General features: G+C 37.0%; 20 protein-coding genes. 8 read left to right on the top strand and 12 right to left on the bottom strand.

Annotated elements, in window-relative coordinates; translation table 11 throughout:
- Positions 1-56: 56 nt before the first annotated feature.
- Together LF886_RS09210 and LF886_RS09205 are read right to left on the bottom strand one after the other, a co-directional pair.
- Positions 57-962: a helix-turn-helix domain-containing protein gene (locus LF886_RS09210; RefSeq protein ID WP_236853824.1), complete on the bottom strand. Its 906-nt coding sequence runs from the start codon at positions 960-962 to the stop codon at positions 57-59.
- Between the two features lie 40 nt (positions 963-1,002).
- Entirely contained in the window at positions 1,003-1,851 is an 849-nt protein-coding gene (locus tag LF886_RS09205; RefSeq protein WP_236853823.1) for a LysR family transcriptional regulator, read from the bottom strand.
- Between the two features lie 109 nt (positions 1,852-1,960).
- Between LF886_RS09205 and LF886_RS09200 the strand changes: the two genes are divergently transcribed.
- From LF886_RS09200 to LF886_RS09190, 3 genes are all read left to right on the top strand, one after another.
- Positions 1,961-2,932, top strand: coding sequence for an alpha/beta fold hydrolase (locus LF886_RS09200; RefSeq protein ID WP_236853822.1), 972 nt, complete (start codon positions 1,961-1,963; stop codon positions 2,930-2,932).
- A 56-nt stretch (positions 2,933-2,988) separates the two neighbouring features.
- A complete protein-coding gene (locus LF886_RS09195; protein ID WP_236853821.1) occupies positions 2,989-3,951 on the top strand; it encodes a zinc-binding dehydrogenase in 963 nt (320 codons plus the stop codon).
- Positions 3,952-4,065: 114 nt separating this feature from the next.
- Positions 4,066-5,277 carry a winged helix-turn-helix domain-containing protein gene (locus LF886_RS09190; protein WP_236853820.1) on the top strand — a complete coding sequence of 404 codons (1,212 nt, stop codon included), beginning with the start codon at positions 4,066-4,068 and terminating at the stop codon, positions 5,275-5,277.
- 139 nt (positions 5,278-5,416) lie between these two features.
- Here LF886_RS09190 and LF886_RS09185 read toward each other — a convergent pair whose 3' ends face one another.
- The 8 genes from LF886_RS09185 to LF886_RS09150 all read right to left on the bottom strand — a co-directional run bounded on the left by LF886_RS09185 (position 5,417) and on the right by LF886_RS09150 (position 12,351).
- Positions 5,417-6,241, bottom strand: a complete 825-nt coding sequence (locus tag LF886_RS09185; protein ID WP_236853819.1) for a hypothetical protein — start codon at positions 6,239-6,241, stop codon at positions 5,417-5,419.
- Positions 6,242-6,360: 119 nt separating this feature from the next.
- On the bottom strand, positions 6,361-6,864 hold the full coding sequence (locus LF886_RS09180) for a hypothetical protein (protein ID WP_236853818.1): 504 nt from the start codon (positions 6,862-6,864) through the stop codon (positions 6,361-6,363).
- Between the two features lie 122 nt (positions 6,865-6,986).
- Positions 6,987-7,667 (bottom strand): DNA-3-methyladenine glycosylase family protein, encoded by a 681-nt coding sequence (locus LF886_RS09175; RefSeq protein ID WP_236853817.1) that lies wholly within the window; start codon positions 7,665-7,667, stop codon positions 6,987-6,989.
- 14 nt (positions 7,668-7,681) lie between these two features.
- Positions 7,682-8,194, bottom strand: a complete 513-nt coding sequence (locus LF886_RS09170) for a methylated-DNA--[protein]-cysteine S-methyltransferase (RefSeq protein WP_236853816.1) — start codon at positions 8,192-8,194, stop codon at positions 7,682-7,684.
- Positions 8,194-9,606 (bottom strand): MFS transporter, encoded by a 1,413-nt coding sequence (locus LF886_RS09165; RefSeq protein WP_236853815.1) that lies wholly within the window; start codon positions 9,604-9,606, stop codon positions 8,194-8,196. Before LF886_RS09165 ends, LF886_RS09170 begins: the two co-directional genes overlap by 1 nt.
- Position 9,607: 1 nt before the next feature.
- Complete coding sequence (locus LF886_RS09160) at positions 9,608-10,171, bottom strand: TetR/AcrR family transcriptional regulator (RefSeq protein WP_236853814.1); 564 nt, start codon at positions 10,169-10,171, stop codon at positions 9,608-9,610.
- A 167-nt stretch (positions 10,172-10,338) separates the two neighbouring features.
- A complete protein-coding gene (locus LF886_RS09155; RefSeq protein ID WP_236853813.1) occupies positions 10,339-11,259 on the bottom strand; it encodes an AraC family transcriptional regulator in 921 nt (306 codons plus the stop codon).
- Between the two features lie 180 nt (positions 11,260-11,439).
- Positions 11,440-12,351: an SDR family oxidoreductase gene (locus LF886_RS09150; protein WP_236853812.1), complete on the bottom strand. Its 912-nt coding sequence runs from the start codon at positions 12,349-12,351 to the stop codon at positions 11,440-11,442.
- Between the two features lie 766 nt (positions 12,352-13,117).
- On the opposite strand from LF886_RS09150, the gene LF886_RS09145 reads away from it, so the two are divergent.
- Together LF886_RS09145 and LF886_RS09140 are read left to right on the top strand one after the other, a co-directional pair.
- Positions 13,118-16,072 (top strand): SusC/RagA family TonB-linked outer membrane protein, encoded by a 2,955-nt coding sequence (locus tag LF886_RS09145; RefSeq protein ID WP_236853811.1) that lies wholly within the window; start codon positions 13,118-13,120, stop codon positions 16,070-16,072.
- 9 nt (positions 16,073-16,081) lie between these two features.
- A complete protein-coding gene (locus tag LF886_RS09140) occupies positions 16,082-17,545 on the top strand; it encodes a RagB/SusD family nutrient uptake outer membrane protein (RefSeq protein WP_236853810.1) in 1,464 nt (487 codons plus the stop codon).
- A 329-nt stretch (positions 17,546-17,874) separates the two neighbouring features.
- On the opposite strand, the gene LF886_RS09135 is transcribed toward LF886_RS09140, so the two are convergent.
- Positions 17,875-18,387 (bottom strand): hypothetical protein, encoded by a 513-nt coding sequence (locus LF886_RS09135; protein ID WP_236853809.1) that lies wholly within the window; start codon positions 18,385-18,387, stop codon positions 17,875-17,877.
- A gap of 100 nt (positions 18,388-18,487) precedes the next feature.
- Between LF886_RS09135 and LF886_RS09130 the strand changes: the two genes are divergently transcribed.
- Complete coding sequence (locus LF886_RS09130; RefSeq protein WP_236853808.1) at positions 18,488-19,525, top strand: serine hydrolase domain-containing protein; 1,038 nt, start codon at positions 18,488-18,490, stop codon at positions 19,523-19,525.
- Positions 19,526-19,742: 217 nt separating this feature from the next.
- Here the strand turns inward: LF886_RS09130 and LF886_RS09125 are convergent, their stop codons facing one another.
- Complete coding sequence (locus LF886_RS09125) at positions 19,743-20,864, bottom strand: acyltransferase family protein (protein WP_236853807.1); 1,122 nt, start codon at positions 20,862-20,864, stop codon at positions 19,743-19,745.
- A gap of 179 nt (positions 20,865-21,043) precedes the next feature.
- Here LF886_RS09125 and LF886_RS09120 point away from each other — a divergent pair, with 179 nt between their 5' ends.
- Together LF886_RS09120 and LF886_RS09115 are read left to right on the top strand one after the other, a co-directional pair.
- Positions 21,044-22,111, top strand: coding sequence for a sensor histidine kinase (locus tag LF886_RS09120; RefSeq protein WP_236853806.1), 1,068 nt, complete (start codon positions 21,044-21,046; stop codon positions 22,109-22,111).
- Positions 22,104-22,802, top strand: coding sequence for a LytR/AlgR family response regulator transcription factor (locus LF886_RS09115; protein ID WP_236853805.1), 699 nt, complete (start codon positions 22,104-22,106; stop codon positions 22,800-22,802). Before LF886_RS09120 ends, LF886_RS09115 begins: the two co-directional genes overlap by 8 nt.
- Positions 22,803-22,883: the final 81 nt, after the last annotated feature.

The raw sequence follows: 22,883 nt of genomic DNA, 5'->3' as shown, positions 1-22,883 counted from the left end.
AATTATATTAAGCATCAAAACCTATTTTGTGATATACAAACCAATAATTGTCAAATTCAAACCTGTCTTACACTGTTTGGGCTGCTGCCCGTCTGTTTCTTAAAAAAGTTATTAAACTGAGCCTGGTCTTCAAAGCCAAGTACATGGCTTATTTCGGAAATATTCCACTCTGTATATTTTAAAAGAACTTTGGCCTCGGAGGTAAGCCGTTCAAAGATATGTTCAGAAGTGGTTTTTCCCGTCTGTTTTTTTATAGCCCGGTTGAGGGAATTGACATGGATAGACATTCGATCAGCAAAAGCTTTTGGAGAACGCAATTCAAAACGTTGTGCAGTAGATTCAATGGGAAACTGACGTTCCAGCAATTCCATAAATACAATGGTAATTCTTGAAGCGGCATTGCTATGGTCAGAAATACTATTGACCGGTTGTAATTTCATCCCATAATAGATTAATTCACTGACATAATTTTTGATAAGGTCGTATTTATAGGCAAAGTCTGAATCAATCTCCTTGATGATCTTTTCAAATATTGTTTTTATTTCTGAAGCTTCTTCCTCTTTTAAACTGAAAACAGGATATCTACCTGCTGTAAACAAAGGAAATTCAAATAGGTTTAAACGAAGATTCCCTTTAAAAAATTCATCTTTAAAAACACAGAAACAGCCGTTAGTATCTTCCTCTAAAGATTCATATGTATAAGGCACATGAGGAGTAAAGAAAAGCAACGTACTTCCCGCTATCGGAATGCTCCGGTCTCCATAATGAAATATATTGTTACCCTGAAATAGCATGATCTTATAAAAATCTCTCCGGATAAAGGTGGGTGACGAAGTTCCGGTATTTATTCGGTCTTCAATTCTAAAGACATTAAACTGTCCGTCATTTTTAGGAAAGTCTCCCGATACGGCGCCATATTTATGTCTGTAAAATTCATCAAGGGTTTCGGTCGTTTTTGCCATAGCCTTTATTTTTCCTGTTATAATGGGTGCTTACTTCTTTCTATATCTCCAAATGCATATCGATGAAACATTGCAAAGCTCTCGACTGCGGGCCGTCTTTTCTAAAAACAAGAATCGTATTCATTGTTCCCAGCTGCTTGTTCAGTCCATAGGTCTTAATTTCTCTTCCTGCGTAATATTTCGAGACCACTTCTTCCGGCAATATGCTGACTCCCAACCCTGCTTCTACGAAATTGATCACCCCTTCAATAGAATTCAGAACCGTACTTTTGTAGTTGAGAATACCTTTATGGCTTAACCAGGATTCTAATCTTTCTCTGAAAATACATCCTTCATCAAATACCACAATCTTTAAGGGTTCTTTTTCAATAAGGGTCTGGAGACTGGGACCTTTTGAAGATGCCAGAATAACAAGTTTTTCTTCTTTAATACAAATTTTTTCTAATCCCTTCGCATTCACGGGAGCAGAAATAAAAGCCGCATCAAGGGCATAATCCAGCACATCAGATAGTATGGAGTCTCTTGAGTCTGATTTAAATTCCAGCTCAATATCGGGATATTTTTCATCAAATGTGTTGAGAATTTCAGGCACTTTTAATGCCATCATGGTCTCGATACAGCCTATTTTCAAGTTTCCCCGGATATTTTCCCCGCTTCGGATATTATGCTTCGCCTCCTCCACCAAATGCTGAATCTGTCTGGAGTATTGCATCAGGATCATCCCTTCGGAAGTAAGTTCTACCTTTCTCGAGGTACGTGAAAAAAGTTTTGTATCAAATTCTTCTTCAAGACTCTTTATCCTTGCTGTAACATTAGACTGAACCGTAAAGGTCATAGAGGCCGCTTTTGTAAAACTTCCACTTTCGGCTACGGCTTCAAATATTTTCAAATCATTTATATTCATTTTAACTAATCATTAAAAGTGATTCAATTTATTATAATTAATCGTTTTAAGTAATCAAATATCCGTATTAATTTTGACCTATCAAAAAGAATACATGAAAATAATATTCAGACAATTCATTACAACCTTGTCACTGGGCATACTTACAATCAATATGACAATGGCACAATCTCATCAAAAATTAAATAATTACATTATGGAAAACCACCCCATCCACTATCGCAACATCAAGGTCAATGATTTAAACCTGTTTTACCGAGAAGCAGGTCCTGTTGATGCTCCTACCATTCTCCTTCTGCACGGATATCCTACTTCTTCTCATATGTTCAGAAACCTGATTCCCATACTGAGCAAAAAATACCATGTCATAGCACCTGATCTCCCTGGATTTGGATATTCTGATGCTCCGGATCATACGCAATTCTCTTACACATTTGATAATCTGGCGGAAACAGTACAGACATTTGTTGACAAACTTGAGATGAAACGTTTTGCAGTCTATATATTTGATTATGGAGCTCCGGTAGGTTTACGCCTGGCCATGAATAACCCGGAAAAGATCACAGGAATCGTTTCCCAAAACGGAAATGCCTATGAAGAAGGATTAAGCAATGAATGGAACCCCATACAGAAATACTGGAAGGAACCATCACAGGCAAACCGCCTTGCGTTAAAAGATTTCGTTTCTAAGGAAGCCACTACATTTCAATATTATCACGGTGTTTCCGATCCTTCTTTAATTGCACCGGAAGCTTACACTCTTGATCAAAAATTCCTTGACAGACCGGGGAATATAGAGATACAACTGGACTTAGTGAAAGATTACAGAACCAATGTAGCCTTATATCCTAAGTTCCATGAATATTTCAGAAAGTATCAGCCTAAATTATTATTGGTGTGGGGAAATAAAGATCCTTATTTTCTTCCTGCAGGAGCAGAAGCTTATAAAAAGGATATACCAAATGCGAAACTAAAATTTTATAATACCGGACACTTTGCCCTGGAAACACACGCTGTAGAGATTGGTGCTGAAATAGTAGAATTTATGGGAACATTGCCGAAATAGCTCATAGAATCTATAAACTAGTAAATCAATTACTAAAAAATACAGGAACATCACTTATGAAAACAATTGTCATAAAAAACTATGGAGGTCCGGAAGTTCTGCAGGTCACCGAAATGCCTATTCCTACTATCACAGATCCTTCACAAGTATTGGTAAAAGTAAGAGCAACGTCAGTAAATCCACTTGACTACCAGGTAAGACGGGGTGATTATGCATCCTTTTTTGAACTGCCGATTATAACCGGGCACGATATTGCTGGTGATATTATAGCAGTGGGTGAAGCTGTTAAAAAATGGCAACCCGGTGACAAAGTCTATTATTCACCTCGCTTTGGCAGCTCCGGGAGTTATGCGGAGTATCATCTTACAGAAGAATCTTCATTGTCCAGAATGCCTGATAATATCAGCTATGAGGAAGCAGCTGCTGTTCCGCTTATTGGAGGAACGGTATGGGAAATGCTTGTGGTACGGGCTCAGTTGAAAAAAGGAGATACTATTCTTATCCTTGGAGGTGCAGGCGGTGTAGGAACACTTGCCATACAGATCGCCAAATCATTAGGAGCTTTTGTATATACAACCGGACAGAGTGTTTTACATGAAAAACTTCAGAATCTGGGAGCTGATGTCGTTATTGACCATCATCAAAAAAACTGGATTGAAGAAATACAAGTACATACGAAAGGAAAAGGAGTAGATGTCATTATTGATACCATAGGAGGAAGCACTCTCTCAGACAGTCCGCTTGCCTTGGCTGACTATGGAACCGTTGTAACACTGGTTGATATCGCCCAGCCACAAAACCTTATTCACGCCTGGGAAAAAAATGCGACTTATCATTTCGTTTTTACCCGACAAAGCAGGGATGAGCTCTATCATATAACCCAATTAATTGAAACCGGAAAAGTAAAACCTGTTATCGATAGCATATATCCGATTGAAGAGATGAAAAATGCCCATCAAAGAATAGAAGATGCAAAACGGGACAGACCTTTATTTGGAAAAATTGTGTTGACATTGTAAGAATCTGTTCGAAGGATGTTCACAAAAAGCTTGGGCAAATATCTTCGATATTTGCCCAAGCTTTTATTATATTTGAAAGAAACATCAGAAACCTGTTGTCTTCGAATTTAAAATATGGAAAAGAAGTTGGCATTAGAGCACTTAAAGCGTGCAACATTAGACAGCCAGGGGCTAGCACAAAACGCATCGTTCGGAACGGGAAAGAATGCTGTTCTTCATGCTTTGGAGCATCTTGGATACATACAGATTGACACTTTGTCTATGGTAGAACGTGCCCACCATCATACTTTATGGACGAGAATTCCTGATTTTCAGGCAGATTTCCTAGAACAGCTGGTAGAAGAGCGTAAAGTATTTGAATATTGGTTTCATGCAGCTTCTTACCTTCCTATACGGGATTTTCGCTATGCTTTGCCCCAAATGCTTACCATCAAACGAGGTGAATCCCGGTACTACAATGCCGATCCTAAAATGATGGAATATGTCATCGATACCATCCGCAATGAAGGTCCTAAAAGAGCAAGAGATTTTGAAAACGAAAGCCATAAGGCAGGAAGCTGGTGGAATTGGAAACCTGCTAAACTAGCTCTGGAAAGACTTTTTATCCAAGGTGACCTTATGATCAGCGGACGTTCCGGCATGCAGAAAACGTATGATCTTACCGAAAGAGTTTTACCTTCTTTCATTGACACCACAGAACCTTCTCAACTTGATTTTGCGGAATATTTAGTAAAAACCAATCTCCGGGCGTATGGATTTACCACTTTAAAACAGATCACCCATCTTAGGACTGGAAATGATTTAAAACAAAATGTCAATAAGGTATTACAAACGATGCTTGACGAAGGATTAATATCTCAAATCAAAATAGAAGGATTGCCTTCCGTCTTTGTTCAGAACGGGGTTTTTGAAAAGACATTTGATGCGATGGATTCCAATATACAGCTCCTGTCTCCGTTTGATAATTCCATTATCCATCGTGACCGGATCAAACAGATCTTTGATTTTGATTTCAGGTTGGAATGCTATGTTCCAAAGGAAAAAAGACAATACGGCTACTTCTGTCTGCCTATCCTCTTTGGTGATCAGTTTATCGGAAGAGTTGACTGCAAAGCTCATAGAAAGGAAAAAAAATTGGAGTTGATCCATTTGCATATTGAAAACAATACGATAGACATTGAATCGTGGCTTAAACCTTTTATAGAAACAGTAAATCGTTTTGTCATCTTCAATGGTTGTGAGTCTTTGTTCCTTACAAAAGTAAGCCCGACAAAGTTGAACCCAGCTGTAAAAAAGGGATTGTCAAAATTCGGTTTAAAAAGGTAATTTCTTTTATCTCACATCAATATTTCTATTAAAAGACAAATCGCATTATGAGTTCCATAATGCGATTTTATTTTTTAAGTTTAGTTTAATTTCTGATTCGTTTTCTGGACAAAATCATTCCACTGCTGATTCAGGTAGGTTACTGCTTTCTTTTCTCATTGTCGTTCAAAGAAGAATAATTAATCGAATTAAAAACCAGTTTTTTCAATGCTTTTATATCCAGTTCCCAATACACCATAGCTACCCAGAAATCATAGCTAAGACCGGTATATCCGTACACTGAAGGATCATCACTGTTGATGGAACATTGTACACCATTGCTCAGTAAAACTCTTGCAGGGTGATTTCTAAGATCGCTCACATACCCCAAAATCTGATTGCTGAGTGGGCTTACCTCAACCAGTTTATTCTGTTTTCTGATCTGTTCCATTGTTTTTGGGAAGTAAATAAGGTTCAGGCCATGCCCAATTCTTTTATTGTCCAGAAGAGCGATATCCAAAACATTTTCATTAAAGATAGAATTGGTTTCACCGGCGTGAAGGAAAAGAGGCATTTCCATCCCATATTTTTGATTAAGCTCCTTCAGTTTGGTCCAGTTTTTCTCAAAAAAACTAATACTGTGTCCCGCAGCTTCATCTGCTACAAGGTCAAAGCCTGTAATCATGTCGGGAAAGTTTTTCTTCAACTCGAAAGCCATTTCCAGCTGTTTATCAATATTCTCAGTATCTAAAAATTTAAAGCTGGAATAGATCAGCTTCAAGCTGAACTGCGGATCGGACTTGTGTACTTCTTTAAGAACGTCCTGCAGATCTGTAATCGATGTTTTTAAAGGATATTTTCCATTCTTAAAGTCGTAAAGCTCGTCAAAGATAAATCGGATCTCTACATGCTGAACTTTATCTTTTATGAGGTCCTGAAAACCTTTCAAATAATATTCCTTAAAGAAAGGACGATAAGGCAGCAACAGGCTGATTCGTTTAAAACGTTTTTCAAATTCAATCCAATAATCTGTGTAAGAACAAAGGTTATCCCTTTTCAGGGTAAGAAGCTCCTGTAGCTGTTTTTCAAAACCAGGATCTGAGCTCAGTTTTTTATCCAGACTGACAAATCCGTTCGGAACTTTTCCTTTTTCAAAAAAGCAAGTTGTCCAGTAATGAATTGGTCATTGTCTTTCTGATCGTACACATAACATTCCTGGTATTTTCTGGCAGCTGAAATAACCCATTTTACATCTGTTATCCCTCCACTGTGGGTATGCAGCAAACCTCCTTTCGGCATAGTCTGAAATATTTCAAACAGCTTACTCTTCTCTATCATTGGTTTTATTTCAGTAAAAGAACTGTTATATAACGATACTTTTTTCGCTTCTGTTTCGCTGATAAACTGCTTTCGAATCTGGAATATTTTTTTGTCCAAGGCTATTTCGGCATCAGACAATTGTATGTCGGCATCAAATGCTAAGGCTTCATTTCCCTGCTTTTCCTGCAACCAGCTCTGTTGATAGGCCGTTTTTTCAACTGTTTTATTTTGACCCCAAAATAGAGGTGCTCCCAGAAGTGTTATATAAGTAAGGTATTTTTTCATCATAGATCATAATATTATATTGGAGGGGTGTCCGTTAAAAGTAGCTTGTTACAGCAAAAATTGTGCAGAATAAAGATATTTCAAAAATAATATTAATTTTTCTGTTAAAAACCTTCAATAGCTCTTTAAAACTGAACTTTCGCTTTTTTACGGGAATCTGACAGATAGTAATGCCATAGTATCATTGATGCGACTGATCTTAAGGGTGCCCATTGTTTTGTCATTTCAAGGATTTCCTCTTTGCTCATCTTGGGAGAAAGATTTTTCAGGCGTTTTAAAGAATTGACAGCTGCCAGGTCACCAATAGGAAAAATATCTGTTCTTTGAAGCGTGAACATTAAGTATACATCAATAGTCCAATTACCTATTCCTTTCAGTTGAATTAATGTTTTGCGGACCTCATCATTAGACATTTCCGGCATTTTATCAAAATTAATTTCTCCATTAATCATCGCTTGTGCCAGCCCTCTGATATAAATCGTTTTCTGGCGGCTTACATAGCAGGCTCTCATTTCTTCATCGCTGAGTGTAAGGATCTGCTCCGGAGTGATGGTCTTTGTTTTTTCTATTAACTGCCGTAAAGCTGCCAAAGCCGATGCTAAAGAAACCTGCTGTTCCAGAATAATATGAACAAGCGTCTCAAAAGTATTTTCCCGTGTCCACATTGGCGGATATCCATGAGTATCTAAAATTAATTTTAAATCAGGATCCCGGTTTGCTAAATAATTGCACAATTCATGGAAGTTTTCTGAATGGAAAACCTCTGTCCTAATTGCTGAGGTTTCAGAATCTGTTTTTTTATTCATCGTTCCTTTTTTCATTAAAATAAAGAAGGCATTGTATATCCTCTTTCCAGATCCAGAAGTATCGATTTATTTTTTAATCCTCCTGCAAAACCGGTCAGTTTTCCCGATACTCCAATGATTCTGTGACAGGGAACAATGATGGATACTGGATTTTTGTTTAAAGCTCCCCCTACAGCACGAACGGCTTTCACATCACCCAGGATTTTTGCAAGTTCTCCGTATGTTTTTGTTATACCGTATGGAACTTTTAATAAAGCGGTCCAAACTTTAACCTGAAAATCGGTTCCTTTAAAATCAAGGGGTACGGTAAAAATGGTTCTTTTATTTTCAAAATATTCTTTAAGCTCTTTCTCTGCCTGCAAAATAATGGGATGCTCTTCTGTTTTCACAGGAGCAGAAAGCTTTGTTCTTGTGTAGTCCTCACCTTCCCAGATGATCGCAACAAGTCCTTTATCAGAAGCAATCACTTTGATCAGTCCCACAGGAGACAAAACATCTTTATAAACCAATTGATCAGGATCTTTCATTATGTTTTTATAATTTTTTTACTGCGTTCACTTACAGGTTCAGAGCCTGGTAATACTTGTAACATAACGCCTACCATAACCAGGCAAATCAATATACAAATAATTCCGAAGTGGTAAGCAGTCTGCCAGCTTTCTTTTGAAAAATAGAAAAATACTCCCCCAATAACACTTACTCCTAATGCAGAAGCGGTCTGCTGAAAAGTGGAATAAATTCCTGCTGCACCTCCCGCATATTGAGACGGAACATTTTTAAGGGCAATATTCAATAATGAAGGGAGCACAAGACCATTTCCAAATCCCCATGCTGCCATTAATCCGATCACCAATCCGTTACTGATTCCCGGTTTCCAAAGGGTCATCTGAAGATAAAATGCTATAAACAGAATAAGGACGCCTACCTGCAATACTCTCTTTCCATATTTTATAATCAAACGGGAAGCCATTACAGAAGAAACGACAAATAAAATCCCCGGAGCGATAAAATATAACCCGGAATCAAGAGCCGAAATGCCAAGCCCATTCTGGAGGTACACCGCACTCAATAATAAATAGGCGGTATGCAGCATAAAGTGAAATAAAACGGCCGTTAATCCGATATTAAAATCTTTTATTTTAAATAATCTAACATCAATCAAGGGGTTTCCGCTTCTGCTTAGCTTCATTTTTTGATTATAAATGAAAATAACAAACAGAATAAAAGACAATCCCAACAGTCCGAAACTCCACAACGGCCATCCTGCCTCCCGCCCCTGAATCAAAGGATAGATAAGGGAAAACAGAGCCAATGTGAGAATGAGTATTCCGGTATAATCAAATTTTGTGCTTTCATGTCTGGGAGTTTCAGTAACGTATTTGTGTGTGGCCCAAAGTGTAATGATTCCTATCGGAAGATTGATAAAGAAAACCAGCCTCCAGCCTTCTATTACCCAATGTGTATCTGATAAATAACCACCCAGCACCTGCCCTATTGCAGCGGCTGTACCCAAAGTAATTCCGTATAATCCAAATGCTTTTGCCCGTTCTTTAGTATCTGTAAAAAGCACCTGAATGAATGCTATCGTCTGAGGAACCATAAATGAAGCGCTTAATCCCTGAAAAAATCTTGTAACGTTCAATTGGAATGCTGATTGTGACAATCCACATAAACAGGACGCTATGGTAAAGGCAAACATTCCCCAAAAGAAAACTTTTTTCCTTCCGAAGTGGTCTCCAGCCCTGCCTCCTGTAATCAGAAAAGCAGCATATCCGAGGAGATATCCGGCAATCACGAACTGCATTTCGCCATCGGTGGCATGAATTCCTTTTTTAATCGTGGGTATTGCGATATTGATAATAAATACATCGATAACGGAAAGTAAAGGAGCTGCCAGAACAATGATCAGTTCCAGCCATTTATTGGTTGTGTGTTTCATTTTAAATCAGTTTTTGAATAATTTTTTTTGCAGATTGTATTTCATCCGGCTTTTTAAAAACAGAAGCGGTGACAATGGAGCCTTCCAGCATGACATAAATGGTTTCTGTCAGTTCTTCATCTGTAAGAATCTTTTTGTGACCGGAATTCATAACAAGAGTCCTTATAAAATCTTTGCTGTGAACTTTTGTAGCCTGAATTTCTGCTAAAACCCTAGGATCGTTTGTTCCTGCTTCATCATTGGCTTTGATAAACGGACAGCCTCCATACTGCCTGATCTCCTGTCGTTTGGTATGGTGATCAAAAATAGCCAGCAGTTTTTCCTTCGGATCGCTCACTTCGCTGACGCTTGCTTCAAGCCTGCTAAACCAAAGCTGATGCATACGCTGAATATAGGCGACCAACAGATCCGCCTTTGTTTCAAAATGTTTATACAAAGACGCTTTTGCAATATCAGATTCACTGATGATCTGATTAATACCTGTATTACTATATCCTTGTTCGTAGAATAGTTTTTCTGCGGTATCTAAAATTTTGTCAATGACAACCTGTCCTCTCTGTTTCATGAAGCAAAGGTATGTAATAAATAGACAAAGTTGTCTATTTATTATTTTAGCTTTTTTCTATTTGCTTCATTGATTTTGTCTTCTTTGATCTTAAAAAACCATAGCATCATTTATTTTTCAAATGATGCTGGGTTCTGTATTTATCAGAAAAGTGTCATATTTCCTATTTACTGAAAGGAAGTTCTAAACTCCAGTGGAGAAAGAAGTGTTTTACTTTTAAAGAGTTTTGTAAACGACTGCGGGTGCTCAAAACCTAATTCATAAGCGATTTCACTTACAGATAAATCTGTGGTAGAGAGTTTTTCTTTAGCCTTTTCAATCAGTTTTTCATGGATCAACTGCTGAGTGCTCTGGCCTGTAAGTGTTGTTAATAAACGGCTAAGATAATTGGAAGATATCCCAAGTTCATTGGCAACAAGCTGAACCGTGGGCAACCCTTTTGAAACCAAATCATTATCACTAAAATAATTATCTAATAAGGACTCTAAGCGGTTAAGAATAGTATGATGGATAATTTTTCTGGTAATAAACTGCCGTTCATAAAACCTTTCGGAATAATTGAGTAATGTTTCAATATGTGAAATGATAATATTTTGGCTGAACTTATCAATCACAGCATGGTATTCCTGCTCAATATTTTCTATAATCCGATTGATGGTAAGTTCTTCTTTTTTTGAAAGAAATAAAGCCTCATTCACTGAATAATCAAAAAAGTCATATTGTTTGATAATTTTAGCGAGCGATGTTCCCCACAGAAAATCAGGGTGAATCAGAAGCATCCAACCGGATTGTTTTTCCTGAGAACCAGCTTCCGTTTCAATTCTGAAAACCTGATTGGGCGAAATGAAAAACAAAGTTCCTTCATCAAAATCATACTCCTGCTGACCGTATTTCAACTTACCATTAATTCCTATTTTTAAAGAAATCTGGTAAAAATCCAGCATCCAGTTGACCTCTCCAATATCTGAAGGCCGCTTTACATCTTTATAGTCGATCACACTGATCAGCGGATGCTCAGGAGGTGGCAGCCCTCTTGAACGGTGAAATTCTGTGATACTCTTTATTCTTTTTGTAACCCGTCGTTCCATATCTATAAAATTACGAATTGTTTTTACAGGACACCTTATTATTTCCCTTATCAGCATTAGAAGTTCAATTAACAGAAAAAATCAAAGGTTTTTAAAACTTGTGTGAACTTACTCTACACAAAATATTCTCTTAGGCTTACTTAAGTGTCTATATCTTTTGTAATTTTTGTGGTTTAATATTTATTTTTCATCATTATGATAAGCATCAGCAAATTCCTTTGCAAAATCCACCAATTTTACTTTTCCCAAAACAGGCTGATGCTGATAATAGTCTTCATAGAGAATTCCGCTTCCCTGAGCTGCCTGCGTTTCTACAAAACCTCTCGCTACCTGTTCATTGAAACCGATATTAAGCCAGTTTTTCAATAATTCTTCATCTGAAATTACCTTCCACTCTAAATCCGGCTTACCGATAGATTCTCCCAGCGCTTTCGTAATTTCATCAGGGGAAACCTCATCACTGGCTACATAGCGCACTTCCCTTTCTGTAAATGGCTTGTCCATTTCTTCAGCGACAACATCTGCAATATCCAATGGAGAAACCCAAGGCTCTTTTTGATCTCCTCCCCAATTGGAAATAATTGCTCCTTTGTTTTTTATCGTATTAATGAACGAAAACATATTAAAATAAATACCGACAGGACGAATGAATTTAATCACGACATCATCAGCCAATTGTCTCAAAATCTGTTCAACATGGTAATGAAATACGATTATGCCAGTCCCTTTATCTGTATGGGCTCCAATACTGCTGAGGTGGATAATCTTCTTCACTCCCGAACGTTCCACGGCAGTTTTGTAATTTTGTCCAATTCTACTGATCGCTCCAATAAAATCAATGTTTTTATCAAACATATCGCCTGCTGCTTCCATTGTTTCCATTAAATAGACAATATCTGCTCCTGTAAAAGTTTCTGTGAGAAAATCTGCATCAAACATACTTCCTATAGCCGCTTTTGCTCCCAATGCTCTGATGGAACCTGCCCGTTCTTCATTACTGCTAATCACCGTTACTGAATGTCCTTTTTGTATAAGTTCTTTGGTAAGCGGTTTTCCGATGTTCCCGATGGAACCAGTTAAAACAATATTCATTTCTTTAATTTTTTGTTGATGTAAAATTCCGAAATGTACCTAAAAGAGACTTCGCCGAATCTATCTTCTTCTTAGCCAAAAGAGGAATATGAGTGGATAGCAGGATAAAGCTCTTAATCCCTACTTTTATCATTCTTCATGCTATAAAATAAATTAAAAGTCTACAAAACCAATAGACTTATTGTATTAATTTTAATTCACCGTGAAAAAGGTTCTTTTTTATAATTTTTTAACATTTTCAAACCCATCTACAACTTATTGTTTTTCAAGTAAATAAATCAGTAAAATCATGTTTTATTTTATTAACCTACTAATTTAGTAGACTAATATGATTTATCTCATACTCCCCTTTAATCCTGATTTACCAATTATTAAATAATTTTGACCCAGTTAAAAAAAACATAAACTTTATTCTCATGAATAAGAATACCTTTAATTCTTACTATTGCACCCTTCTGACGGCAGCTCCTATACAGCATAAATGTTCTGTAGTTTCATGCCATTCACAGCACAACTGTATTTCTCAAAATATGTGCTTTGATATGATGTGCAAAATGATGATGTCATAGCTTTCTAAAAGATACATTCATTACTGTAGGAATTAAAGCCAAAGAGTTCAAGGCTTCTTTAATCCGGGTACATCTCCTGTAAATTTTAATATTCTATTTCTTACACCTCCCTGAAAAAGGAGGCAGGGAATCTCATTATTTCTTACAGAGATCAACAGTAATTACACAGTTCAATTTTAACCCTAGATTAATATATAATGAAAAAGAAACAATGCAAACTTGGTGTATTGGCCTTACTCCTATTCGCGGAATATGGTTTTGCACAAAGTAAAGACAGCCTTTCCAAGGAAACCTCCATAAAAGAAGTCGTGGTGGTAGCTTTTGGAAAGCAGAAAAAAGAAGAAATCACAGGATCTGTACAGTCATTGAAGGCCAAAGACCTTTCTAATCTTCAGAACGGAAATATCCTTCAGGGAATTGGAGGAAAAGTAGCAGGGGTACAGGTGATCTCCTCAGGACAACCGGGCTCCCAGCCTACCATCAGAATGAGAGGAATAGGTTCCATCAACGCATCCAGTGACCCGCTAATTGTACTGGATGGTATTCCGTACAGCGGAAACCTGAGCAGTATTGCGTCATCGGATATTGAAAGTATTTCATTTCTTGAAGATGCTTCATCAAATGCCTTATATGGTTCCAGAGGGGCTAACGGAGTTATTATCGTCAATACAAAAAGAGGTAAAAACAAAGGATTGAGTATTGAGGCTGATGTAAGAACCGGGGTCAATTTCAGATCTATTGAGGATTATTCGGTCTATACTTCTCCACAGGATTATTATACCGCCTATTATAACAGAGCCAGAATTGGCGAGATTGCAAGACTAAAACAACCGGGCGCTGTTCCTTCCGGCCCTAGTCCCCATGATGTAGGACTTGCTGCACTGAACAAACTGGGATATGATGCTTATAATATACCGTTCAACCAGCTGATTTCAAAAGATGGATCTTTCAATCCTGATGCAAAGTTATTATACCAGGACAACTGGAAAAAACTGCTTTTCAGACCGGCTTTGAGAAGAGAAGCGACTGTAGGTATCAATGCCAATAGTGATCAGGTAAAATCATATACTTCCCTTAATTATCTGGATGATAAAGGGTATTTAATTTCTTCAGGTTTTGAGCGATTCGGGATCAGATCGAATGTAGACTATTCTATTACTTCAAAATTGAAGCTGACAAGTGCTTTATCTTATACTTACAGCAAACAGGATTTTGGGGAAACGGGAGGCTTTTCCAATCCTTTCCAGTTTGCCAGAAATATTGCTCCTTTTTATCCTGTCTTTCTTAGAGATGATAACTATCAGAGACTTTATGACAATAATGGAAATGCCTTATACGACTATGGAGACGGCCAGGGACCCAACGGAGCTACAAGATCTTATGCCGTTTTTGAAAACCCTGCCGGGAACCTTCAAAAAGATAAGTCTCAGATCATAAGTAATATTACCAACCTTAACCTTGGTTTAAATTACGAAATCATCAAAGGACTGGATTTCACCTATAACTTTGGAGCTTATCTCGAAAACACCAGAAATCTGCAGTTCGGAAATACCGAAGGAGGAACTTCATCTTCTGTAGGAGGTACCATTTCACAAGGTTCTAATTTTAAATATACACTGAACCATCAGCAATTACTTACTTATCAGAAAAAGTTGGGAAGCCACAGCTTTAATATTCTGGTTGGACACGAATTGAATAAGATAAAAGATGATGGGTTTTCAGGATCAAAGCAACAGCTTTTATTGCCCAATTCCCAATCCTTTGACAATGCCGTGAAGATTACCGATTTATCAGGAAGCGGATACGAATACGCTGTAGAAGGATATTTCACGAGATTACTGTATAATTATGACGGAAAATATTTCTTTAATGCCAATATCCGTAGAGACGGTTCTTCAGTTTTTTCTCCGGAAAGCAGATGGGGGAATTTCTATGGGCTGGGACTGGCATGGAATATAGCAAAAGAAGATTTTCTTAAAGACAACACTGTCATTAATTCTTTAAAATTAAAAGCTTCTTACGGACAGCAGGGAAATGACAACATTCTTCTGAGTGGTTCCAGCAGAGATTATTATGCTTATCAGGATATCTACGGAATTAATAATTTCGGGGATGACAAACCAGTTCTATCACTTAAAAAGCAGGGAAATAAAGATTTAAAATGGGAAACTTCCAAAAACCTGAATGCCGGTTTTGAAATCTCACTTTTAAAAAACAGAATAAACCTGAATGCAGATTATTTTGAAAGGAAAGTATCCGATATGATCTATACCCTTCCTCTTCCTCCATCCAACGCAGGTTCTTATGTGAAATACGGAAACATTGGGGATATGACCAACAGAGGTGTTCAGGCCAATATAAGCGTAGATATTCTTCGTGGTGACGAGTTCCAATGGAGTATTTATGCCAATGCCACACATTATAAGAATAAGATCACCCGATTGCCAGCCGAGCAAAGAAATACAGGTTTGGTTTCCGGATTGTTTATTCTGACAGAAGGAGGAGACCGCTATACTTATTTCCTTAAAGAATTTGCCGGGGTAAATCCTGACAATGGTGACGCTTTATGGTACCGTACCTCTATAAATCCTGTCACTCAGAAAGAGGAAAGAACAGTGACCAACAATTACAAGGAAGCTACTGACTATAACACCGGAAAATCAGCTATTCCGAAGGTATATGGTGGATTCGGAACAGATTTTAGCTATCAGAGATTCAATCTGGCTGTGAATTTTGCGTATCAGTTTGGCGGATATGGTTATGATGATGTCTACAGAAGTTTATTCCATTCTGACAGCTACGGTTCTAACTATTCTACAGATCTTGATAAAACATGGACTCCGGAAAATCCAACTGCCGCTTTACCAAGGGTAGATCTTAATGCAACCAATCAAAACGGAAACTCTACGCTTTATCTGATCAAATCAGATTATATCAGTCTTCAGGATATAACCCTTTCCTATCAGCTTCCTGATGGTTTTGCACAACAAGCAGGTTTATCAGGACTTAAAATTTATGTAACGGGAAACAACCTGTATCTGTGGTCTAAAAGAAAAGGATATGATCCAAGAACCTCGTTGACAGGAGTTTCGGATTCATATCGATATTCTCTGTTGTCCAGTGTTTCTTTAGGCTTTAAACTTAACTTTTAAAAGAATGCAATGAAAAAAATAAAATACTTTATAGCAGCGGCAGCCATAGCCTTTATTACTGCCAGCTGTGCCAATGATCTCAATACCTTACCGGAAGGTGATATTTCCGGTGAACAGCTGAATAACGACTCTTCCACTCCGGAAAAAATTCTGGGCGGCGTATATCTTGACCTTCGCAGTAATGGTGCCGGTGGTACTACCGTTCACTCAGATTTCGGAATCATGGGGATCAAAGCAGGTGCCGACCTGATGTCTAATGATGTCATCCAGTCTACCAACCAGCACTTGGGAATGTTTTATAATTATGAGGCAACCAATGCCAGCAATATCGCTTCTGAGATTGTATGGACTACTTTTTATGCAAGAATATTTGTGATCAACAAGCTTCTTGATGATTTAAATAAAAATGCCAATGCAAAGAACAGAGCAATCGCAGGACAGCTGCTTGCTTTGAGGGCTTATTCCTACTTTTATCTGGTCCGTTTCTATGCTAATGATTATAATGGCCATCAGTCTGAACCGGGACTTCCACTGGTTCTTACAGCAGCCAATCCAAGCCAGGGTTTACCAAGATCAACGGTTTCTGAAGTGTATGTACAAATCAAGAAAGATATTGAAGAGTCTATTGGTCTTTTAGATACGTATGCGCGTCCATCCAGAGCCCAGATAGACCAAAGAACCGCCAAAGCCATTGCGGCTGAGGTATTTTTGCAAACCGGAGATTACGTAAAAGCAATTAAATACGCTGAAGAGAGTAAGCAGGGCGTTGCCCTTATGACAGAGGACGATTATACCTCTACCGGATTTTCCAACATCAATAATCCTGAGGTTATATGGGGTTTTCATAATACAATTTCCACAATGAGTATCGGAAATTATTATGCTTCGTTCTTCTCCATGTTTGATAATACCAACGAAGGATATGCCGGTGCTGCACAAATCCGTAAGCTGATCGACAAACGTCTTTATGAAGCGATCCCGGCAACAGATTACCGTAAAAAAGTATTCAACGGCAGTCAGAATGCGGCTTATACTTTTAACGGAAAAACAAAAAACTATCCGCCTTACGTAAGCTGGAAGTTCAAAGATCCTACCCTTTTTGAAGGAGATTATATTTACATCAGAGCTTCCTCATTGTATTATATACAAGCAGAAGCCCTTGCCAGACAGGGAAGAGAAACGGAAGCAAGACAGGTATTATTCGACATTACATCGAAAAGGGATAAAGCCTACACGCTGTCTACAAAATCAGGCAATGAGCTGATCAATGAAATTGTCCTGCAAAAAAGGATAGAACTTTGGGGTGAAGGCTATGCATGGTTTGATATGAAAAGATTAAATACTCCTTTAGAAAGAGTATACACAGGAACGAATCATACTTTTGGAAGGTTTAACCTGACACCAGATAAATTCAGATTCCAGATTCCAAATAAAGAGATTAATAATAACCCACAAATCAAGCAGAATGAGTAGATAAACCAAAAACAATTTTACATTCAAATATATTCAGTGACGAGGCGCCATTTACTTGTAAATGGTGCCTTTTTTATTGACTAAGGTAAGATGCTGATATTTTTTTGACTTTCACTTGCTAAAAATCTTTGATTTTTTCGCGCCTTAAAATTATACATAGAATTAAAAAAACTTGCGCCTTTGCGATCTCCAATATAACCTGTTACTCTTTATGTTTTTTTGGAAAATCGCAAAGGCGCACAATGCTATCAAAAACCTGCTGTAAGGCGCAAGGATTTTATCTGCGATAAAATTGAATACTGCAAATTTTTAAGTCTCTTAAAAATTATTTATTTTATAACAATATCAGATTTGTAATTGTCTTTTACCAGCTCACCGTTTTTATACAGTCGTTGGTTGATTACCTTACCTTTTTCATTAAAGTAAAGCCACAAAGCATTTTTTCTTCCTAAAGAATCCAGGCGTCCCATTTCTTTTGGCATTTTATTATTGTGAAGGATTTGTACTGGAAACAATCCTTTCAGGTCTTTCAACGAATCCATTTTTTCGGGAATCAGTTCAGATTCATTACCAATTTTGAATATATATTTATTTCCTTTGCAGTTTTTTAAAATCAGTTCATCCCCTGAAACCTCGTATTTTCCAGCTGAAAAAGGAGCTGTTATAATTTGGTCATAACTTACTTGCTCCGTTTTCAAAAATTCGAAAGTTCCATTTTTGATATAAAGAGAATATTCTCCGTTCCCGGATTGCAGCTCAACATATTTCGGATATTCTTTATCTTTTTTACAGGAAATAATGGAGACAAGAAGTACAGAAAGGCTAATAATTTTAATTTTCATGGAAACTAATTTATTAAAACATTTAGAATAAAAGAAAAAAGGAAATACATATATTTGGAATCTTTTCCATTCACACATCCCAGTTTTCAAAAAATAAACAATGACCAAAACAAAATTACTTTTCACAGGTGTATTTTCTACCTTGTTATCTATTACTGCAGCAGCGCAGAAAAAAGATATTTATACTCATAAAATAGACAGCATTATAACGGCTTCCAGCCCCTTACCGTTCAACGGAGTTGTTTTGGTTGCTCAGAAAGGGAAAATACAATATCTGAAATCAAATGGCTACAGAGATTTTGAAAAGAAGGTTTCTTTGAAAACGGATGACCAGTTTGAAATCATGTCAAATTCAAAACAGGTCACAGCAGTTTTGATTTTACAGGCTGCTGAACAGGGAAAACTCAACCTTCATATCCCTATAAAAAAATACCTACCTTCGCTTACACAGACCTGGGCAGATACGGTTACAATACATCACCTTCTGAACCATACCCATGGTATTACAGATATAAATAAACCTACCGCTTTCAAAACCGGTTCCCAATTCAAATATGGTAATCTTTCTTATAGGCTGTTGGGAGAAATTCTTAAAAACACGACTGGAAAAACCTTCACAGAACTTGCCAACTCCCTTTTCAAAAAGCTGAAAATGGATAAAACATTTGTTTACAATACCAAGAATAAGCAGGTTGTTGTTCCCGGCTATATGAACATAAACAATCAGTTTGAAAAAGTGAAAGAATCATTTCTGAATGATGATTTAGCTCCTGCTGCAGGTATCATTTCTACAGTGCAGGATCTCGCAAAGTGGGACCAGGCACTATTCAAAGGGAAACTTCTCTCTCCTGAGTTTCAAAAACAAATGCTAACCCCTTCTACAACCTCTCAACACAATGTCTTCGGAAAAGAAAGTATGGGATTCGGATATAATGTGAGATTTATCAAAGAAGCGGGCTTAGATTATTTTGCCGTAACGGGTCTTGGTGACGGATTCACCTGCCTTAATGCCTACTTTCCTTCTACCGATACTAGTTTGATTATCCTCGAAAACCAGATGCCTGAAAAAAGTGAATATTGGAGCTTTAAAGAAGCATCAATCAAGAATGTAGTCCTGAAAGCAATTACCTCTAAGTAAATCAAAAAAATATCCTATAAAGCATCTATCAGAGATCTTAAAATATACTGCCATCAATTTTATCTCAGATAAAATCCTGGCGCCTTACAACATACCTTTTATACTATTTTGCCCCTTTGCGTTTTCCAATTAAACCCCTTATTTTTTTGGAAAACGCAAAGGGGCAAAGCTTTTTTTGATCTTACAATTTTTAAGACGCAAAAAAAATCAAAGATTTTTAGCTAGAATAATATTTTTTCAAAACTTTTGTTTTAATCATAGAGAAGGGGTTTTCTATTACAAATCTGTAGAATAAGCCCCCCAGAATACAAGCGAAAAGACACAGAAGAAGGCTTATATTATCTGATGTTTCAAGCTTAAAATAATCGAGGGATTCCTGTATCATATGAATAATCCCTTTATGTGAAAGGTAAACAGCATAGGATAAAGCTGCCAGCTGAGTGGTAATAGATGACCTCGACCTGTATAGGAAAGATGATTTTGAAATTGCAGCCATAAGGATTATTCCATAGCTTACCGCCACCATTGTAAACCCAAATACAGAAGCTGTTTTGGAATCCTGTTCATTGCATACCCAAAATGAGATTCCCAACAGCATGAGCCCAAGAAAGAAAAGTTTATTTCCATTCGCTTCAACCATTTTTTTAAATACTGATGAATACTGCATGAGATAGCCGATCAAAACTCCTATTCCCAGTCCATCCAGCCTTGTATGTGTGGGATAATATATTTTCATGTACCACAATTTCCAGAAATCTGAGGAGGCGGTATCTGCTTCTGTAATAAATTCATTCCATGCCATCAATCTGGCCATTAAGGAAAATCCGATAACAGCTATGACTACCAATCCCAGATATTTAAATAATTTGGTTGGCAATACTGTTACAAGCAGTAAAGGAAGGATAAGATAAAACTGTTCTTCAATACACAATGACCATGCATGGGAAAATGTACCCCGGTTGATAACATCCAGCCCGTAGTTTTGTGTGAAAGTCAAAAACTGCCATAAAGGGGATAAAGCCTCCCGCTCTCTGAAAAAAGGAATTGTAAAATAGAGAAATACGGTAAAAAAATAAGGAGGTATGATCCTGAAAAACCGTTTTATATAGAATACTTTCAAACTGATTCTGCCCTTGTTTTCTATCTCTTTAAACAATTGCCCCGAAATCAAAAACCCGCTTAAAACAAAGAAGAGATCTACCCCTGTCCAGCCAAATCTTCCGATACTATCGATCCAGTCAGGATGTTTAAATGCACGGTAATGGTACATCAATACAAGTACAATCGCAGCAGCTCTCAGATGATCCAATCCGTAAAGTCTTTCAGAACGTTCTGTCATTATTTTTTATGCAAATGTTGACAATTTCCGGTATAATTTCTGATGAAGAGTTTAGACGACGCAATATTTAATATCAATAGCAAAATTTGCCATTTGTATCATCAATAATGCTGTCTGCCATTAATTTCAAGCATTTAACACTACTTTTCTATAATGTGACTTAAGATTTTATATTTTTGATGATGATGAAAACCCCGTCAGAAAACCAACTCAGACCAAACGTTTATTTCCAGTTATTCTTCTGGACGGCTTTGTTTTTATTTGGAACCGCAAAAATGTATGGAGAATATGATGGCGGAATTTTTAAAGAAGTGTTGATTTACAACTTTTGCCACTGGATTTTTCAGATTATAGGAGCTAATTTCATCTATTTTATCCTGATCCGATATTTTTTTGACAGGAAAAGGTATATAGAATTTTCGCTGTATCTTATTCTTAGTCTTTACCTTATCTCTGTCATCAACAGGTTTTTTCTTGTTTATATTGCAGAACCACTCTTCACCAATGAAGTCAAAGACAGCGTATTCGATATTTTTACTGATATCCCCTATCTTTTAATGCATTATACATTCACGATTATCAGTGGGGCATTTATCTTTATTTCCATCATGTTTTTCATACGCTATAAGGATGAAAAGGAACATACTATCAAACTGCAAAAAGAAAAAACGGAACTGGAATTACAATCTCTCAAATCTCAGCTCAATCCTCATTTTCTTTTTAATACTTTGAATAATATTTATTCTCTGTCAATGAGCCATTCCGACAAGACTTCACAATCTATCAGCCAGCTTTCAGATATTCTGGATTATATTTTGTACAAAGGGCAGAAAAAATGGGTGCCTGTTTCCGATGAGCTGGCGATTATTGATCATTATATTGCGCTGGAAAGCCTTCGTTATCATGATGAAAGATTAAAAATAGATAAACATATTGTTCTCAACTCACCGAACACTATTCCACCACTGTTGTATCTTACTTTGGTAGAAAATGCTTTTAAACATGGGGCAGGGAAAAGTTCAGGAACCACAGCAATAAAGATTGAATTGGAAACCAATACCCAATATTCTGTTTTTAAAATTGAAAACACATTCCCAGACCATCAGCCGGATCAGGAAAGAGGAATCGGACTGCAAAATATAAAAAGACAACTGGAATATCATTATCAGGGAAATTTTACTTTCCAAATCTCACAGGAAAACAATATTTTTAAAGTTGAAATAACCACTCCTCCACATTATGATTAATTGTATCATTGTAGATGACGAACCTCTGGCAGCGTCATTACTTGAAAACCATATCTCAAAGATTGACGATTTAAAGCTGATAGGAAAAGCTGAAAATGCAATGCAGGCTTATAGAATATTGCAAAATCAGACGATAGATCTTATGTTTCTGGATATTCAGATGCCTCATTTGAATGGAATAGATTTTTTGAAATCATTGCCCCAAAAACCCAAAACCATCTTTACCACAGCCTATCGTGACTTTGCCATTGAGGGTTTTGAACTGGAAGCAGTAGATTATCTTATGAAACCGATTACTTTTGAACGTTTTTTCAAAGCGGTAGAACGTATCCTGAGAAACTCAGCTGAACATAAAGAAGACTTTATCATTATCAAAACAACGGGAATGCACCGGAAAATTTCACTTTCGGAAATTCTTTATTTTGAAAGTCAGGGAAATGATATCAAAGTGGTGCTGGCCAACCAGGAAAGTTTTATTTCAAAAACTAAAATAACAGATCTTGAAACGACTTTATCCGGCAAGGATTTTATAAGGATCCACCGGTCTTTTATCATTAATGCTCAATTCGTTACCGCATTCAGTAATCATGAGGTTCTGCTTGGCAGTCATCAAATTCCTGTGGGGAGAAGTTACAAAAATGAATTTGATACTTTTATCGCTGTTATTTCTAAGCGTTCTATCAATAACTAAAAGAATATTTTTTACAATCTGTTAAAATTTAATTGGTTACATTTGAATACACTGAAAGCAAATACAGCAATTTGCTGAAAA

Origin of the sequence: Chryseobacterium sp. MEBOG07, assembly GCF_021869745.1 — a bacterium.
GTDB lineage: Bacteria > Bacteroidota > Bacteroidia > Flavobacteriales > Weeksellaceae > Chryseobacterium > Chryseobacterium viscerum.
This window is presented reverse-complemented; position numbering and strand designations above follow the sequence as displayed.